The sequence below is a fragment of the Rhodobium orientis genome (genome assembly GCF_003258835.1).
Taxonomy (GTDB): Bacteria; Pseudomonadota; Alphaproteobacteria; order Rhizobiales; family Rhodobiaceae; genus Rhodobium; species Rhodobium orientis.
Genome location: NZ_NPEV01000026.1, coordinates 1 through 16,213, shown reverse-complemented (window position 1 = coordinate 16,213; position 16,213 = coordinate 1). Strand labels below are relative to the sequence as shown.

13 protein-coding genes and 1 tRNA gene are annotated in these 16,213 nt (G+C 66.6%); 10 read left to right on the top strand and 4 right to left on the bottom strand.

Going from position 1 to position 16,213, the window contains the following annotated elements:
- Nucleotides 1-58: 58 nt before the first annotated feature.
- A complete protein-coding gene (locus CH339_RS12725) occupies nucleotides 59-1,060 on the bottom strand; it encodes an NAD(P)H-dependent glycerol-3-phosphate dehydrogenase (RefSeq protein ID WP_184443349.1) in 1,002 nt (333 codons plus the stop codon).
- A gap of 8 nt (nucleotides 1,061-1,068) precedes the next feature.
- Nucleotides 1,069-2,145, bottom strand: a complete 1,077-nt coding sequence (gene tsaD, locus CH339_RS12720; protein ID WP_111434737.1) for a tRNA (adenosine(37)-N6)-threonylcarbamoyltransferase complex transferase subunit TsaD — start codon at nucleotides 2,143-2,145, stop codon at nucleotides 1,069-1,071.
- A gap of 157 nt (nucleotides 2,146-2,302) precedes the next feature.
- Between tsaD and hemC the strand changes: the two genes are divergently transcribed.
- The 7 genes from hemC to socB all read left to right on the top strand — a co-directional run bounded on the left by hemC (nucleotide 2,303) and on the right by socB (nucleotide 9,601).
- On the top strand, nucleotides 2,303-3,229 hold the full coding sequence (gene hemC, locus CH339_RS12715) for a hydroxymethylbilane synthase (RefSeq protein ID WP_111434736.1): 927 nt from the start codon (nucleotides 2,303-2,305) through the stop codon (nucleotides 3,227-3,229).
- A gap of 33 nt (nucleotides 3,230-3,262) precedes the next feature.
- Nucleotides 3,263-3,985 (top strand): uroporphyrinogen-III synthase, encoded by a 723-nt coding sequence (locus tag CH339_RS12710; protein ID WP_111434735.1) that lies wholly within the window; start codon nucleotides 3,263-3,265, stop codon nucleotides 3,983-3,985.
- A gap of 130 nt (nucleotides 3,986-4,115) precedes the next feature.
- On the top strand, nucleotides 4,116-5,939 hold the full coding sequence (locus tag CH339_RS12705) for a mitofilin family membrane protein (RefSeq protein WP_111434734.1): 1,824 nt from the start codon (nucleotides 4,116-4,118) through the stop codon (nucleotides 5,937-5,939).
- A 20-nt stretch (nucleotides 5,940-5,959) separates the two neighbouring features.
- Nucleotides 5,960-7,900, top strand: coding sequence for a heme biosynthesis HemY N-terminal domain-containing protein (locus CH339_RS12700; protein ID WP_111434733.1), 1,941 nt, complete (start codon nucleotides 5,960-5,962; stop codon nucleotides 7,898-7,900).
- Nucleotides 7,901-8,153: 253 nt separating this feature from the next.
- Nucleotides 8,154-8,229 (top strand) — tRNA-Thr (locus tag CH339_RS12695).
- 126 nt (nucleotides 8,230-8,355) lie between these two features.
- A complete protein-coding gene (gene socA / locus CH339_RS12690; protein WP_111434732.1) occupies nucleotides 8,356-8,907 on the top strand; it encodes a type VI toxin-antitoxin system SocA family antitoxin in 552 nt (183 codons plus the stop codon).
- Entirely contained in the window at nucleotides 8,885-9,601 is a 717-nt protein-coding gene (gene socB, locus CH339_RS12685; protein WP_111434784.1) for a type VI toxin-antitoxin system SocB family DNA replication inhibitor toxin, read from the top strand. The genes socA and socB overlap by 23 nt, the downstream gene beginning before the upstream one ends.
- Nucleotides 9,602-9,940: 339 nt before the next feature.
- Here the strand turns inward: socB and CH339_RS12680 are convergent, their stop codons facing one another.
- Nucleotides 9,941-11,623, bottom strand: a complete 1,683-nt coding sequence (locus CH339_RS12680) for an acyl-CoA dehydrogenase family protein (protein WP_111434731.1) — start codon at nucleotides 11,621-11,623, stop codon at nucleotides 9,941-9,943.
- Nucleotides 11,624-11,900: 277 nt separating this feature from the next.
- Between CH339_RS12680 and CH339_RS12675 the strand changes: the two genes are divergently transcribed.
- Nucleotides 11,901-12,944 (top strand): YihY/virulence factor BrkB family protein, encoded by a 1,044-nt coding sequence (locus tag CH339_RS12675; protein WP_244669192.1) that lies wholly within the window; start codon nucleotides 11,901-11,903, stop codon nucleotides 12,942-12,944.
- Between the two features lie 7 nt (nucleotides 12,945-12,951).
- Here CH339_RS12675 and CH339_RS12670 read toward each other — a convergent pair whose 3' ends face one another.
- Complete coding sequence (locus CH339_RS12670) at nucleotides 12,952-13,836, bottom strand: DMT family transporter (RefSeq protein ID WP_111434730.1); 885 nt, start codon at nucleotides 13,834-13,836, stop codon at nucleotides 12,952-12,954.
- 193 nt (nucleotides 13,837-14,029) lie between these two features.
- Here CH339_RS12670 and CH339_RS12665 point away from each other — a divergent pair, with 193 nt between their 5' ends.
- Both CH339_RS12665 and CH339_RS12660 read left to right on the top strand, forming a co-directional pair.
- Nucleotides 14,030-15,208: an NAD(P)/FAD-dependent oxidoreductase gene (locus CH339_RS12665; protein WP_111434729.1), complete on the top strand. Its 1,179-nt coding sequence runs from the start codon at nucleotides 14,030-14,032 to the stop codon at nucleotides 15,206-15,208.
- Between the two features lie 272 nt (nucleotides 15,209-15,480).
- The gene (locus CH339_RS12660) at nucleotides 15,481-16,071 is read left to right on the top strand and encodes a L,D-transpeptidase (protein WP_244669191.1); all 591 of its coding nucleotides are present in this window, start codon (nucleotides 15,481-15,483) and stop codon (nucleotides 16,069-16,071) included.
- Nucleotides 16,072-16,213: the final 142 nt, after the last annotated feature.

The following is a 16,213-nucleotide window of genomic DNA, read 5'->3' as shown; positions in this document are numbered from 1 at the left end:
TTTTGTTTTGACGCGTATTCTTATCCGCAAACCGGTGCCCACTTTGCGGGAATACGCTCTATGCCTCTTCCCGCTTGAGCGGCCGGCGCATCAGCCGGTCGATGGCGGCATCGAGGGCGAGACTGCCTTCGACGATTTCGGCAACGACCTCCGTGATCGGCATGTCGATGGCCTCAACGCGGGCAAGGTCGCGCGCGACCGGCGCGGTCATGGCGCCCTCGGCGAGCGGGCAGCCTTCGGCGAGGAGATCGGCGACCGCCGCGCCCTCGCCGATGCGGATGCCGAAGGCGTAGTTGCGGGACTGGACGCTGGAGCAGGTCAGCATCAGGTCGCCGAGGCCGGAAAGGCCCATCAGGGTTTCCGGCTCGGCCCTGCGGTTGCGGGAAAAGCGGCGGATTTCCGCGAAGCCGCGGGCGATCAGCGCCGCTTCCGCGCTCTTGCCGAGCCGCGCTCCGGCAACGGCGCCGGCGGCGATCGCCAGCACGTTCTTCAGCGCGCCGCCGATTTCCACGCCGATGAGGTCGGTCGCCGCATAGGGCCGGAACGCGGGGGTGGAGAGGCCGTCCGCGATGGCATCGGCGAGTGCGCCGTCGGGGCTTGCGACCGTCACGGCGGTCGGCAGGCCCTTGGCGACGTCGCTGGCAAAGCTCGGGCCGGAGAGCGCCGCGGGTCGGGCCTGCGGCAATTCCTCGGCCAGCACCTCGCTCATCAGCCGGCCGGTCGCCCGCTCGATGCCCTTGGCGCAGAGGACGACGGGTGTGCCCTCTGCCACCAGCGGCGCAAGGTCGCGGAGGATGGCGCGCAGGGTCTGGGCCGGCGTGACGAGGAGGAGGAGATTGGCGCGAGCCGCCTCGGCAAGGTCGGTGGTCGCCGACACCGCTTCCTTGAAGGCAATGCCGGGCAGGTAGCGCGGATTGCCGGTGCCGGCGTTGACGGACGCAACGGTCTCGGCGTCACGGCCCCAGAGGATTGCCTTCTTTCCGGCGCGGGCGGCGACGAGGGCAAGGGCGCTGCCCCAGGCGCCGGCGCCGATGATCCCAATGGTCTCGAAACGTTCCATCGCCGCCCTCATACCTTCGCGCCGAGCCGGCCGGAGCCGACCATCGGCGAGGCGCTTTCATCGAGCGGCCAGCGGGCGCGGGCGGCGAAGTCGAGGGAATCGCTCTCGCCGCGGGAAAGCCGTTCCGCCCCGGCCCAGGCGATCATGGCGCCGTTGTCGGTGCACAGCTTTGGCGGCAGCGCCAGGAACCGGGCGCCGGCGGCCTCGGCCACCTCGGTGAGGACGGCGCGCAAGACTCCGTTGGAGGCAACGCCGCCGGCCGCGGCGAAGCCGATGGGCCAGCCGGGGAATTCCTCTGAAAAGCGCTTCAGCGCCGCCGTCAGCTTCTTGCGAACGACGTCGGCAACGGCCCCCTGGAAGGCCGCGCAGATGTCGGCGACGTCCTGGTCGGTAAGCGGGGCGACGCCCTTTGCCGCAAGCCTGACGGCGGTCTTCAGGCCGGCAAAGGAGAAATCGAGGCTTGGGCGGTCGATCAGCGGGCGCGGCAGATCGAAGCGCTTGGCATCGCCCTGCCTCGCCGCCTTTTCCACCTCCGGCCCGCCGGGATAGGCAAGGCCGAGCAGCTTTGCGGTCTTGTCGAAGGCCTCGCCGAGGGCGTCGTCGATGGTCGTGCCCCAGCGCTCGTAATGGCCGACGTCGCGCACCAGGAGGATCTGGGTGTGGCCGCCGGAGACGAGGAACATCAGATAGGGAAAGGCAAGCTCGCCGACGAGGCGCGGGGTCAGCGCGTGGGCGGCGAGGTGATTGACGGCAAGGAGCGGTTTTCCGCTCGCCGCCGCGATTGCCTTTGCCGTCGTCAGGCCGACGAGGAGCCCGCCGACGAGGCCGGGGCCTGCGGTGGCGGCAATGCCGGACAGGTCCCGGAAGCCGACGCCGGCCTCGGCCATGGCGGTCCCGATGATGCGGTCGAGGGCCTCCACATGGGCGCGCGCGGCGATCTCCGGCACGACGCCGCCGAAGGCGGCATGGGCCTCGATCTGGCTCCAGACGACGTCTGAGAGGATGGTGCCGCGCCCCTCGGCATCCCGGTGGACGACGGCCGCAGCCGTCTCGTCGCAACTCGTCTCGATGCCGAGCACGATCATAAGGGCTTTTCCGTGCGGCAAACTGTAGGCAATTGACGGGTCCTGACCCTCAGCTTATCACCATAGCCGCCTGGGCGTCGGTGGTCGATCCTGCCAGATCGCTGCCCGTTCCGGCGCGATCGCGTTTCCCCGAGGCCGTAACTCCGGATCGAGACTATTGCAAACGAAACCTGTGCGAATTGGTACCCGAGGCAGTGCGCTGGCGCTCGCCCAGGCCCATGAGACCCGCGACCGCATCCAGGCCGCCCATGGCGATGCCGCGCCGGAGATCGAGATCGTCGTCATCAAGACGACGGGCGATGCCATCCTCGACCGGCCGCTGTCGGAAGCCGGCGGCAAGGGCCTTTTCACCAAGGAAATCGAAGAAGCGCTGCTCGACAAGCGCATCGATCTCGCGGTCCATTCGGCCAAGGACATGCCGACGGTGCTGCCGGACGGGCTGGCGCTGACCGCTTTCCTGCCGCGCGAGGACGTGCGCGATGCGTTCATCAGCCCGAAGGCGACAACCCTGATGGAGCTGCCCGAGGGCGCCGTCGTCGGTTCCTCGTCGCTGAGGCGCCAGTCGCTGATCAAGCGGCTGCGACCCGATATCGAGGTCGTCACCTTCCGCGGCAACGTGCAGAGCCGGCTGAAGAAGCTGGAGGACGGCGTCGTCGATGCCACGCTCCTTGCCAATGCCGGGCTGAGGCGCCTCGGCATGGCCCATGTCATCACCTCGCTGATCGAGCTTGAGGACTTCCTGCCGGCCGTCGGCCAGGGTGCGATCACCATCGAGTCCCGGATCGAGGATCAGGAGACCCTGGCGCTGCTCGCCCCGATCCACGATGCGGACACGGCGGTGGCGCTCGGCGCGGAACGCGCGTTCCTCTACGAGCTCGACGGCTCGTGCCGCACGCCGATCGCCGGCCATGCGACGCTGGTGGACGGCATGATGTCCTTCAAGGGCATGATCCTGAAGACCGACGGCTCGGAGGTCCACGAGATCGTCCGGGAAGGCCCGGTCGTCGATGCCCTCGCCATCGGCAGCGAATGCGGCCGGATCCTGAAGGAGCGCGGCGGGCCGGACTTCTTCGCCCACCTTTGACGGCGTCCGCCGGCCGTCGCTAAGGTCGTGCCCATGCGCTTTCTCGTCACCCGCCCGGATCCCGGCGCCGCCGAGACCGCCCGCCAGCTTGCCGGGCTCGGCCACGAGGCGCTTGTCGATTCCCTGCTCAAGGTGGTGTTCGACGCCGACGTGCCGATCTCCCTTGAGGGCGCCTCGGCCGTGCTGGTGACCAGCGCCAACGGCATCCGGGCGCTTGGCCGGCGTGCGGATTTCGCCGCCATCGCCGCCCTGCCGCTCTTTGCCGTCGGCGCCACGACCGCAAGCCTTGCCCGCGAGGCCGGCTTTGCCGAGGTGTTTTCCGCCGACGGCGCCGTCGACGACCTCGTCGACCTGATCTCCTCCCACCTCGATCCGGCTTGCGGCACGCTCGTCTACGCGGCGGGCGCGGAGCGGACCGGCGATCTTGACGGCAAATGCCGGGCCAAGGGCTTTTCCGTGGTTGTGGCGGAGGTCTACCGGACGGTCGTGAAGACTGCCTTCGATCCGGCCACGATTGCCGGGTTCAGGACGAAAACCCTCGATGGTGCGCTGATTTATTCGGCCCGCACGGCCGATGCCTTCGTTGCGGCGGTGCGACAAAACAGCCTCGCAGAGGCATTAAAAACACTGCCGCTTTACGCCATCTCGGCCAAGGCGGCCGCCCCGCTTGTCGCGGCAGGCTTTGAAAAAATAGCGATCCCTGCCCATCCCGACGGGGCGGATTTGCTGGGGTTGCTGCCCAAAAACAGCGACTGAAGGCCACATTGCGGCAAAGTCGGCCCGCAATGGGTGTTCTCCCAATGCAATGAAGCCGGTATAACTGAAGCATACCCGCGGTCCGGGGGCAGACCGTCGGGTGATCGCCCACGCTTACCAGAGGAGTTGCATGGCTTCCAATTCTGACAAGGATCGTCCCGGCGCGACCGGACCAGGCAAGCAAGGCCCTCAAGATAATGCCCCTGGAAAGGACAAGACGGACGCGAATCCTTCGGCCGCGGAGCGCAAGCAGGCGAGCCGACCGCCCCGACAACCCGTAACCATCGATCTGAAGGCAACAGAGTCGAAAGACAAGGATCCGGGCAAACCAGCCACCGGGACCGACGCCAAGCCGGGCGACAAGCCGACAAGCGCTGCGGGAGGCGCGAAGACGGCCGAAACCGGCAAGACGGACGACCCGAAGGCCGCCGCCAAGCCCGGCGAGGCAAAGCCGGATCCGAAGGCTCCGCCGAAACCGGACGAGAAGCCGAAAAGCGCCGCTGCGGGAGCCGCGCCGAAGGCCGACCCGGGGGCGACCAAGATGGCGCCGCCGCCGGTCCAGAGCAGCGGTGCCGGCAGCCGTTTCGTCGCCGCCCTGCTCGGCGGCGTGATCGCGCTCGGCGGTGCCTACGGCCTGATCCAGACCGGAAAACTGCAGTTGCCGGGTGCCCAAGAGGCCGCGGCCACGCAGACGGCGCTCAGCGAGGCTGAGGCCAAGATCGCCGCGCTCGAAGAGCGGATTGCCGGCGGTGGCGAGCTGGCGACGACCGTCGACGGGCTCTCAACCCGCGTCTCCGCGCTGGAATCGGCGCCCGACGACACCGGCACGAGCGACCAGATCGCGACCCTTGCCGAGCGTCTGACGGCCGCCGAAGAGGCGGCACGATCGGCCCGTGAAGCGGTGCCGGATCTGACCCCGCTCAACGAGGAGGTCACCGAATTGCGGCGGCTGGTCTCGACCGGTGCGGCCGGATCGGACGTGGCGCTCGAAAGCCTGCAGTCGGAAATCACCGACGTCCAGAGCAAGCTTACATCGATGCAGGACCAGGTGGCGACGTTGGCCGACAAGCCGGCGGGCGACCCAAGCCTGCCCGAGCGGGTGGCCGATATCGACAGCCGTCTCTCGGAGGCTGAAAGCACGGTCAGCAGCACCGCCGACCAACTCAAGCAGGTTGCCCTGACGGCCCAGCAGGCCGATGTCGCATCCGGCGCAGGCGTTGCGCTCGGACCCGACGTCAAGGCCCTGCAGGCGGCGACAGAGACGCTGACGGAGAACGTCGACGCGGCGACCAGCCAGTTGTCGGCGCTGCAGTCCGGTCAGGAGTCGCTGACGACCAAGCTCGGCTCGCTGGAGGAGACCATCACCTCGCTCGACCAGCGGATGGGTTCCGCCGAGGAACAGCTCGGTGGCGTCACCGCCCGCGAAACGGCGGCGCGCGCCCTTGCGGTCGCGTCCCTGTCCGATGCGGTCGATGCCGGACGGCCCTATGCCACCGAGCTTTCGGCCGTGAAGGCGTCCGTCGGCGACGGGGTCGACCTTTCCGCGCTTGAAGCCCATGCCGAGAGCGGACTGCCGACGCGGGCCGAACTGGTCCAGCGCTTCGATGCGGTGGCCGGCGCCATGCTGGCGACCACCAGCGAAGTGCCTGAGGATGCCGGCATTCTCGACAAGTTCCTGGTCAATGCCCGTTCCGCAGTGAAGGTGCGGCCGGCCGGGGACAGCGGCGGGACCAGTGTCTCGTCGATCGTCGCGCGGATGGAAGCTGAGGTGAAGGCCGGCAAGCTGGCCGAAGCCGTCGGCGAAATGGATGCCTTGCCGGACGACGCCAAGGCCGCCGGGGCCGATTGGGCCGCGGCCGTCCAGGCCCGCCTGGAAGCCGAGTCCCTGGTCCGTCAGACGGCCAAGGACGTGTTGACCATGCTGTCGGGCGACGCCCCGGCGGCGAGCAACTGAGCGGCTGAGGGAGTAGTAATATGGTTCGTTTGATAATCTTCTTCGCCGTTCTGTTCGCCTTCGCCCTTGGCGGGGCATGGCTTGCCGACCGGCCGGGAACCGTGATGCTCGACTGGCAGGGCTACCAGATCCAGACCAGCCTGATGGTCGGCCTGGTGGGCCTCCTGGTCCTCGTCATCGTTCTCTTCATCGCCTGGGCGATCATCGTCAAACTGGTCCGCTCGCCGCGGAGCTTTGCCCGGTTCTGGGGCACGCGCCGCCGCGAACGCGGCTACCGGGCCCTGACCAACGGCCTCATCGCCGTCGGTTCGGGCGATGTCTCCGGGGCCCGCAAATACGCCAAGGACGCCCAGAAGCTCCTGCGCCGGGAACCGGCGACCAAGCTGCTGGCGGCGCAGGCCGCCCAGCTCGGTGGCGACAGCGGCAAGGCCCAGGGTCAGTTCACCAGCATGCTGGAGCATGAATCGACCCAGGTCCTCGGCCTGCACGGCCTCTATCTGGAGGCGCAGCGGGCCGGCGAGACGGAAGCCGCCCGGCACTACGCCAAGGAGGCGATCGCCCTTTCGCCCGCCCTTCCCTGGGCCGGGAAGGCGATGCTCGACTTCCAGGCGTCGGAAGGCGACTGGGAAGCGGCCCTGACCACGCTGGAGCGCAACGCCCAGTTCAAACTGGTCGATAAGAAGACCGCACGACGCGAGCGCGCCGTGCTGCTGACCGCGCGGGCGATGGAGCTGGAGGCCAGCTCGCCCGACCGGGCCCGGGCGCTGGCCAAGGAAGCCCACGGCCTTGCACCCGACCTGGTGCCGGCGGCGGCGGTTGCCGGGCGGCTCTATTCGCGTTCCGGCGATTTCGGCCGGGCCGCGAAGGTCCTGGAGGCGGCCTGGAAAAAGAACCCGCATCCGGACATCGCCGAGGCCTATATCCATATCCGGCCCGGCGATTCCATCCGCGACCGGCTGAAACGGGTCAACCACCTGAACCAGCTCCGCGCCAACCATCCGGAAGGCGCATTGGCGCTCGCCAGGGTGGCGATCGACGCCAATGACTGGGAGGCGGCCCGCGAGGCGCTGACCAAGCTGTTGCGCTCGGCGCCGACCAAGCGGGCCTGCCTGATGATGGCCGAGGTCGAAGAGGGCCAGCACGGCGATCATGGCCGGGTCCGCGAATGGCTGTCGCGGGCGGTGCGGGCGCCGCAGGATCCGGCATGGGTCGCCGACGGCGTCGTCTCCGACACCTGGGCGCCGATTTCTCCGGTCACCGGCGAGCTCGACGCCTTCGAGTGGAAGGCGCCGCCAACGGCGCTGGCGCCACCCGAGGACGGACCATTGATCGACGAGGCGCTGCTGCAGCCGCGTCCGCCGGTCGCCGCCAAGGCGGTGATCGAGCCGGCCAGGGACGTCACGCCGAAAAAGCCCGAAGACGACAAGGCACCGGTCGGCAACCTCGAGGAGGCAGCCGGTACGCCGGGAAAATCTGACGCGGGAGCGGTGAAGACCGCCGCCTTCGACGTTCCCGCGTCATCAAATACCGACGGAGCACGCTCCGGAACGGGCAGCGGCGAGACGCCGGCGCCCGCGGCCAAGACCGAACACCCCGCCTCCAACGAGCAAGCGGCGGCGACGCCGGGCAAGGACCCGGCCGAGCCGGAGGCGGACAAGGACGAAAAGGGTGCGGAGGCCAAGGCCCCCGCGCCCGATGCGGCAAAGGACGTTCCTGCCAAGGATGCGGCGCCGGAAAAGGTGCCGCAAAAGGCGGAGACTGCTGCAGCCCCCAAACCGGCGAAGCCGGAGCCGGCAAGCGCCGGCGGGCGCGAGACCGTCGCGCCGCCGATCCCCGATGCCGTGGGCGACGGCTATCGGACCCGGCGGAGCACGGTCGCCTATCCGCTCGGCCGGGCGCCGGACGATCCGGGACCGCGCGGCAACGGGGCCGACAGGAACGGCTACAAGTCTTACACTTGAGGCCCTTCTGCCCGCGACCGACACAACAGCCGCGTCGTCTCCCCAAAAAGGGGGCGGCGCGGTTTTTTCTTCGATCATTGCGCCGGATACAGTCGCACGGCCATCGCAGGACGGCGAGAATGGCGCTTGAAATGCCGGGCCTCTGCCGTTATCAGAGGGCGGTTGAAACGCCGTCCGACAGGGGTCGCGACCCTTTTCGGGAAATAGCGTTTCGACCGTTCGGCAGGTTTTTTGATTTGAAGCCTCGCCCTTAGCCGCATTAGCTCAGTTGGTAGAGCACGTCATTCGTAATGATGGGGTCGGCGGTTCGAATCCGTCATGCGGCACCATTTTCCCCCGTGTTCGTTAGAAAACGTCACCTATGTCTCGGGTCGTTCAATGCCGTTGCCAAAACACTCCATTATCCGGCATGATATCGAACAAAAGTAGAACTCGAGACTGGCAGGTATGAGGTTATGAGCGAGCCATACGATCCGAGGGCAATCGCCAACCTCATGCTGGACGAGGCAGATCGGCGCGGCTGGAAGATCACGAACCTAGCACTCCAAAAGCTGCTCTACTTCGCCCACGGGATACACCTGACCAAGACAAAGCGACCGCTAGTATCAGGTTACTTCGAGGCTTGGCAGCACGGCCCAGTGCATCCAGCGGTCTACCGAGCATTCAAGCCGTCGGGGGCCGCGGCGATCATTAATCGTGCGGTAGCGAAAGACCCTCTCACCGGCAAAATGCGAGATCTGCCCAAGCCGACCGACTTCGAAGTTATCGATCTCGTGGCCGACGTAATAAGATCATACGGGCATCTTCAGCCTAGGCGGCTTGTTGATCTCTCGCATGCAAAGGACTCGCCGTGGTCTGTGGTCGTGGACAAAGCAAGAACAGATGTTGCTTTTGGAATGCGGATACCGGATGATGTAATCATTGACCGATTCCGACACCACAAAGTGTCAGTCGGGACTAGTCCTCTTGCAGGAGAACCACCCAGTGACGACACGCCTTTTACCTGACATTGACCTTGCGAGAATCGCCCCCCAGCGCGACGACATGAAGCGCAAGAGCTTAGAGCAGATGAAGGGCGGTTTCTCGACCTTCTCCTACAAGCCTGTTCGATCCTGCTTTTCCGACATTTTCAACATGCAGCCCGAATTAGATTTTGGCTCAGCTGAGCCGACGCCTTGGCGCATTATCGAGTCCGAGTTGCGGAAGCACAGCAAATCGGACGAAGAGTTCATCTACAATCGGCGCGTTGCCCTTGGCCTGCACGACTTTGCGACTTCTGGACGGGTCTTCGGACGGCGGGAAGAATTTTTCCCGCTGTCGATGGGTATGGGGCAGAAAGTCACCTTCTGGCTACCGATGATTCTCGCCATAGATGAGCAAGCGAGCGCCCTGTTCATCGAACCACGTCGCACCAGAGGCTTGACTGCTGAGGGCCGAAGGTTTGCCTTTTCGATGATGCACGAACGCATCCGGGCTGCTGATGAGGACTTTGCAGACGTGCGGTTGACTATCGTGCAGTTTGGAGGCCCGTCCGATGGTCGGCGCGCGGTCAGGCTCCACACGGATGAGGGTGTTGAACTCTACTCCCGTGAGGAATTGGAGCAGATGGTCGCCTCGACCTATGAAATGTGGCGCGACGTGCTTGAAGAGCGTGAACGTAAGGCGCGGGGCCGGGGGACGGGCACCGGCCCGTTGATCTGACGCGTTTTAGGAATATTCCTGTAGTTCTTGGCCGGGCTAGAAAAAACAACGATTCTTCAAATGGGTTTTTTGTTGCCCGACGTCATTCGTAATGATGGAGTCGGCGGTTCGAATCCGTCATGCGGCACCATTTTTCCGCTTTTTTGACAGTCTTGTACCGTCCGGCGTGTCCACTCGGCCCTTTACGGCGCTTTTCTGTCGTGGCGACGATGGTTTCGAGCGTCAGGGTCTGCAACGGGGGCGGGGCCGACGCCGAGCGAGGCCGTACGGTCGATCGATTGCGAAACGCCGGGCAGGCGCCGCATCGGCAAAGGCATGCCGTACAGCCGATGCCGCCCCCTAATTACGCCCCTCAAGCAGCCGCCGTGCGATCACCTGCGCCTGGATCTCCGCGGCGCCCTCAAAGATGTTGAGGATGCGGGCGTCGCAGAGGACGCGGGAGATGGGGTATTCGAGGGCAAAGCCGTTGCCGCCGTGGATTTGCAGGGCGTTGTCGGCGGCGGCCCAGGCGACGCGGGCGCCCAGGAGCTTGGCCATGCCGGCTTCCAGGTCGCAGCGGCGGCCGGAGTCTTTTTCGCGGGCGGAGAAATAGGTGAGCTGGCGGGCGATCATGATCTCCACCGCCATCATCGCCAGCTTGTCGGCAACGCGCGGGAAATTGACGAGGGCCTCACCGAACTGCACCCGCTCCTGGGCGTAGCGGAGGCCCAGGTCGAGGGCCGACTGGGCAACGCCGATGGCCCTGGCCGCCGTCTGGATGCGGGCAGACTCGAAGGTCTGCATGAGCTGCTTGAAGCCCTGGCCCTCCTCGCCGCCGAGGAGGTTTTCCGCCTTGACCTCGAAGCCGTCGAAGGCGATCTCGTATTCCTTCATGCCGCGATAGCCGAGGACCTCGATCTCGCCGCCGCTCATGCCGTCGGCCGGGAACGGATTGGCGTCGTCGCCGCGCGGCTTCTCAGCCAGCAGCATGGAGAGGCCCTTGTAGCCCTTCTCGTCCGGATTGGTGCGCACCAGCAGGGTCATCAGGTCGGCGCGGACCGGATGGGTGATCCAGGTCTTGTTGCCGGTGACCTTGTAGCTGTCGCCGTCCTTCACCGCCCTGGTCTTGAGGCTGGCAAGGTCCGAGCCGGTGTTCGGCTCGGTGAAGACGGCGGTCGGCAGCACCTCGCCGGAGGCAATCAGCGGCAACCACTTTTCCTTCTGGGCGTCGGTGCCGCCGCCAAGGATCAGTTCGGCGGCGATTTCCGAGCGGGTGCCGAGCGAGCCGACGCCGATATAGGCGCGGGACAGCTCTTCGGAGACGACGCACATGGATTCCTTGCCGAGCCCGAGGCCGCCGAACTCTTCCGGGATGGTCAGCCCGAAGACGCCGAACTCGGCCATTTTGGCGACGACCTCGAGGGGGATGTAGTCGTTCGCCAGGTGCCATTCATGGGCGTGCGGCAACACCTCGGCCTCGGCGAAGCGGCGCATTTCCTCGCGGAACGCCTCGAAGGTCTCGTCGAGGGCGCAGTCGCCGATAGTGGCAACGCCCTCCACCTTCTGCATGTGGTCGACGAGGTTGGCACGGTTTTCCGCCGTGTTGCCGTTGTCGAGGAACCAGGCGACGGCCGGCACGTCGGTAAGGAGCGCAACGTCGTCGCGGGTGAGGCCGAGGTCCACCGGGCGGACGATCTCGCCCTGGCTCATCGGGATGCCGCCGACGAGCTCCGAGAGGTATTCGCCGAAGGCGATCTCCACAATGAGGGCCTCGATTTCGCCGAAGCTGCCATGGTCGTTCAGCCGGTCGACATAGCCGGCCATCTCGCGCAGCGCTTCCACATAGGTGGCAGCCCAGGCAAGGCCGTGGCAGGCGCGCTGCTCCCGGGAGACGAGGGCGCCGGAGACGCGGCCGTCTTCCACGACCTTGTCGCCGACCGCGGCCTTGGCGCGGGCGAGGAAGCCGTCGGCGGCGGCAACCGCATCGCCGCATTTGGACGTCAAGACGTCGAAGGAAAGGGGCGCAGTATCGGCAGTGGTCATGGCTGGCTCCGGCGTTTCATCCTGGGTGTTGGCACATTGTTCTTCTGGTTTGCAGTGCAACATGCGCAATTCGGTGGGGCGATGCAACTCCGCCTTTCGGCCGAGCGCCGGTTCGCGCCGGCGGGCGCCGCCGCGGGAACAAGGTGCGCCGACGCGGCGTTGGGTTCCGGGTGAGAGAATGCATCGACCGCCTGCATCAGCGGCTGAGCGGTTTTTTCCGTGCCCGTCCTCCCGGCACTTCTCGCCCGCAAAGGCGGCAACCCAGGATCCCGGTTCCATGGCTCGCAGACGCAAGATGTTTCATGGCATTTATGCAATGATGCGCGCGGTTCTGAACCCGGCGACGCGGCGGCCGGTGCAGATCCAGGATTTGAGCTACCGGTACGTGCCGAGCGCCGGCAAGCGGATTGCGGAGGAAGGGGGCAGCAGCGTGGGTCGGATTGCCCGGCGAACCATCGTCGTCATTCGAAGGGTGCTGAAGGATGCGCTCGGGCATTTCAACAACGACGATGGCTGGGCGATTTCCAGCCATGTGGCGATGACCTCGCTGATGGCGCTGTTTCCGTTCCTGATCTTCGTCGCCGCGCTCGCCGCGGCAACGCTCGGCAGCGCCTCGCTCGCCGAGGAAGCGGCGGCGCTGCTCCTCAACGCGATCCCGGAGCGCATCGCCACCGTGCTGTCGCGGGAGATCCACACGGTGCTGACCGTGCCGCGCGGCGACCTCGTCACGGTCGGCATCCTGCTCGCCATCTGGTTCGCGTCCAACGGCGTGGAGGCGCTCAGGACCGCGCTCAACCGGGCCTACCGGATGCGGGAGACCCGCTCGATCTTCCGGCTCAGGCTGCAATCCATCTTCTTCGTCATCTTCGGGGCGACGGCCATGCTGGCGCTCGCCTTCCTGGTGGTGCTGGCGCCGCTCGCCTGGGCGACCGCGATCAAGATCGCGCCCTGGCTGCAGCCGGCGACGGCCTCCTTCACGCTGATCCGGTTCGGTGTCGCGACGGTGATCCTGCTGGCCGGTCTCTTCATCAGCCACGGCTTTCTGCCGGCCGGGCGGCGGCCGATCACCCAGCTCTGGCCGGGGATCCTGACGACGCTGGTGCTGTGGCTGGTTGCCGGCTCGGTCTTTGCCGCCTATCTGGAGCGGTTTTCCAACTACGTCTCGACCTATGCCGGCCTTGCCGGCGTCATGACGGCGCTGGTTTTTCTATATCTCGTGGCGGCCCTCTTTATCCTCGGGGCCGAGCTCAATGCGGCGATCCTGCGGTTCCGGGCGGCGCGGGCCAGGGTGCGCCCGGCCAGGGTGCAGATCGTCGGCTGATCCGCTGCTATTTCCCGCTGCGGGCGACGAGGGCGATGGCAAAGCCGGTGATCGCCATGCCGAGGAGCTGGACGTAGGTGAGCGTTTCGCCGAAGAGCAGCCAGGCGATCAGCGCGGTCAGAGCCGGCACCAGATAGAACAGCGAGGCAACCCGCGAGACGGCGCCGGCACGGATCAGCATCATCAGCAGCGTCACTCCGCCGATCGACAGTACCAGCACCAGCCAGGCCATGGCGAACACGAACTCGCCGCTCCACTGCACCTCGAAGTCTTCCACCATCAGCGCGCCGATGCCGACGACGACGCCGGCCGCGAGATACTGGTAGACGCCGCCGGCGAGAAGGCTCGTCGCCGTCGCGAAACGCTTCTGGTAGATGGTGCCGAGCGTGATCGCCGCCGTGGCGAAGACGGCGGGGCCGATGGTTGCCAGCGAAATGCCGGAGTCGGAAATGTCGAGCTTGGGGCCCAGCACGAGGCCGAGGCCGAGAAGGCCGACGCCGAGGCCGATCCAGTGGCGCACGCCCACATGTTCGCCGAGCAGCGGCCCGGCGGCGATCGCTGTCAGGACAGGCTGCAGGCCGACGATGAGGGCTGCGACGCCCGCCGGCATGCCGCCGTCGATGGCCCAGAACACTCCGCCCAGATAGAGCCCGTGAATGAGGACGCCGGCAATGGCGGCGTGGAGCGCTCCGCGTCGGTTCGGCCACGGCGCCCGGAAGGCGAGCGCGAGACCGGCCATCAGCACCGTGACGATGGAAAAGCGGATGAGGAGGAACGTCAGGGGCTCGGCATAGGGCGCACCCATGCGCGAGCCGATATAGCCGGTCGACCACAACAGGACGAAGACGCCTGGGGCAAGTGCGGCAAAAAGAGGCGGCGAGCGATCGGACATCGGGCTTTCCTATCGGCTTCCGGTTGAAGCCGCAATTGCTTCCTTCGCGGTGTTGCAGTTTCTGTATACACGCGGGGGCTGCGACGCCGTTTTGGGTGCAATGCAGCATGAATTCGTGCTAATGGACTCCGATGGCTGTCCGCGCGGAGGTCCCCTGCGGGCGAGCCGAAAACGACAAGAAGGTGGGGAGAGCATGGCGGAACCAATCGTGATCGTCGGCGCCGGGCTGGCCGGCGCAAATGCGGCGGAAACGCTGCGCGCGCTTGGCTATGACGGCGATCTGGTGCTGATCGGCGAAGAGGCCGAGGCGCCCTATGCGCGGACCCTTCTGTCCAAGTCCTTCCTCTCCGGCGAGGTGACGCGCGAGGACATCGCCCTCAAGGGGGCTGGTTTCTTCGAGGACCTCAACATCGATTTTCGCGCCGCAACGCGCGTGACCGCCCTCAATGCGGCGGAAAAGACGCTGGGCTTTGCCGACGGATCGACGCTCTCCTTCGCCAAGCTGCTGCTCACCACCGGCAACCGGGCGCGCCTCCTCGATGTCACCGGCCGCGACCTTCCCGGCATCGTCGCGCTGCGCAAGATCGGCGATGCGGAGTTCATCCGGCCGCGGATCAAGGAAGGCGGACGGGTCGTCATCGTCGGCGGCGGCTATATCGGCATGGAGGTGGCGGCCGTCGCCCGCGCCTTCGGGGCCGAGGTCACCGTGGTCGAAGCCGCCGATCGGGTGATGCGGCGGATCGCGTCGCCCTTCGTCTCGGACTATTTCGTCGCGCTGCACCGCGACAATGGCGTCGACGTCCGGCTGCAGACCCGCATCCGCCGGTTCGCCGGCGGCTCGAACGTGGAGACGGTGCGGCTGGAGAGCGGCGAGTTGATCGCTGCCGACCTCGTCGTCATCGCCACCGGCACGGTGCCGAACGACGAACTGGCGACGGCGGCCGGGATCGCCACCGACGACGGCATCATCGTCGACGCCATGGGCCACTCCACGGCGCCCGACATCTTTGCCGCCGGCGATTGCGCCCGCTTCTTCTCGGCGCGATACGGCCGCGAGATCCGGGTGGAGAGCGTGCAGAACGCGGTGGAACAGTCGAAGGTGACCGCGGCCGGCATGCTCGGTCAGCGCGTCCACTACGATCCGGTGCCCTGCTTCACCTCGGTGCAATACGGCATGAAGCTGGAGATCGCCGGGCTGTCGCAATATTACGACGACACCTGCATCGTCGGGCGGCCCGAGGACGATTGCTTCGTCGTCTATTACATGCACGAGGGGCGGCTGTTCGCGGCGGATTCGCTGAACGACAGCGCCGCCCACGAGCAGGCGGTGGAGCATATCGGCGAGGTCTGGCAGCCGGCCGAACCCGTCTGACGTGGCGCCCCGAGCGCGCTGCCACATTTTTCGCAAATACGTTAATTGACGTATGCCGCAGGATGGGATGAACTGCGGTAGGTGGCGCTGTGCGCCATCGACCTCTTTTCACGGGAGCGGACGCCGTCAGGCGAATGGGCTGACCGCTTCCAGGTGATGGACGGGCGAGCGTATCGGCCGGCATCCGGGGCAACGACCCGGTCGGTGTCGATCGTCCACGACCGCGTCGGCTCGCGGGAGCGCCGGTGCCGGTCGACACTCGGAGGATGCATATGCATCGTGCGTTCTGGATGATCCTGTTGTGGATCGCCATGGCCCTTCCGGCCGCCGCCCTGCCGCCGACCGACAAGTTCTTCGATCCGGTTTCCAAGCAATGGGTCCGCTACCGGATCTCGCCGGAGGCGGCGGGGGCGATCGCCCGCGAGAAGTACAAGCGCCAGACCATCTATTACCGGTCGCATGAGCCGCGCGGGACGATCATCATCGATACCGGCGACCGCTATCTCTACTACACGCTCGGCAACAACCGGGCGGTGCGCTACGGCATCGGCGTTGGCCGCGAGGGCTTCGACTGGTCGGGCGTGGAAAAGATCAGCCGCAAGAAGAAGTGGCCGAGCTGGACGCCGCCGCCGGAGATGATCCAGCGCCAGCCGGACCTGCCGCGGTTCATGCCCGGCGGGCCGAAGAACCCGCTCGGCGCGCGGGCGCTCTATCTCGGCTCGACGCTCTACCGCATCCACGGCACCAATGAGGACTGGTCGATCGGCCGGGCGGTCTCCTCGGGCTGCATCCGCATGCTCAACGAGGACGTCATCAACCTCTACAACCAGGTCGATATCGGCGCCAAGGTGATCGTGAAGTAGCGAGGCGACGCGGCCCGGGTGACGGTTTCAAACCAGAAGGGAACGACTTGAGGGCGGCGCTGGTCGAAGCGTCGCCCTTTTTATGTCTCACGGCTGTGCGCTCGCTATCGCTCGCTGGCCTCCGACGGGGCGGCGCAAAAGC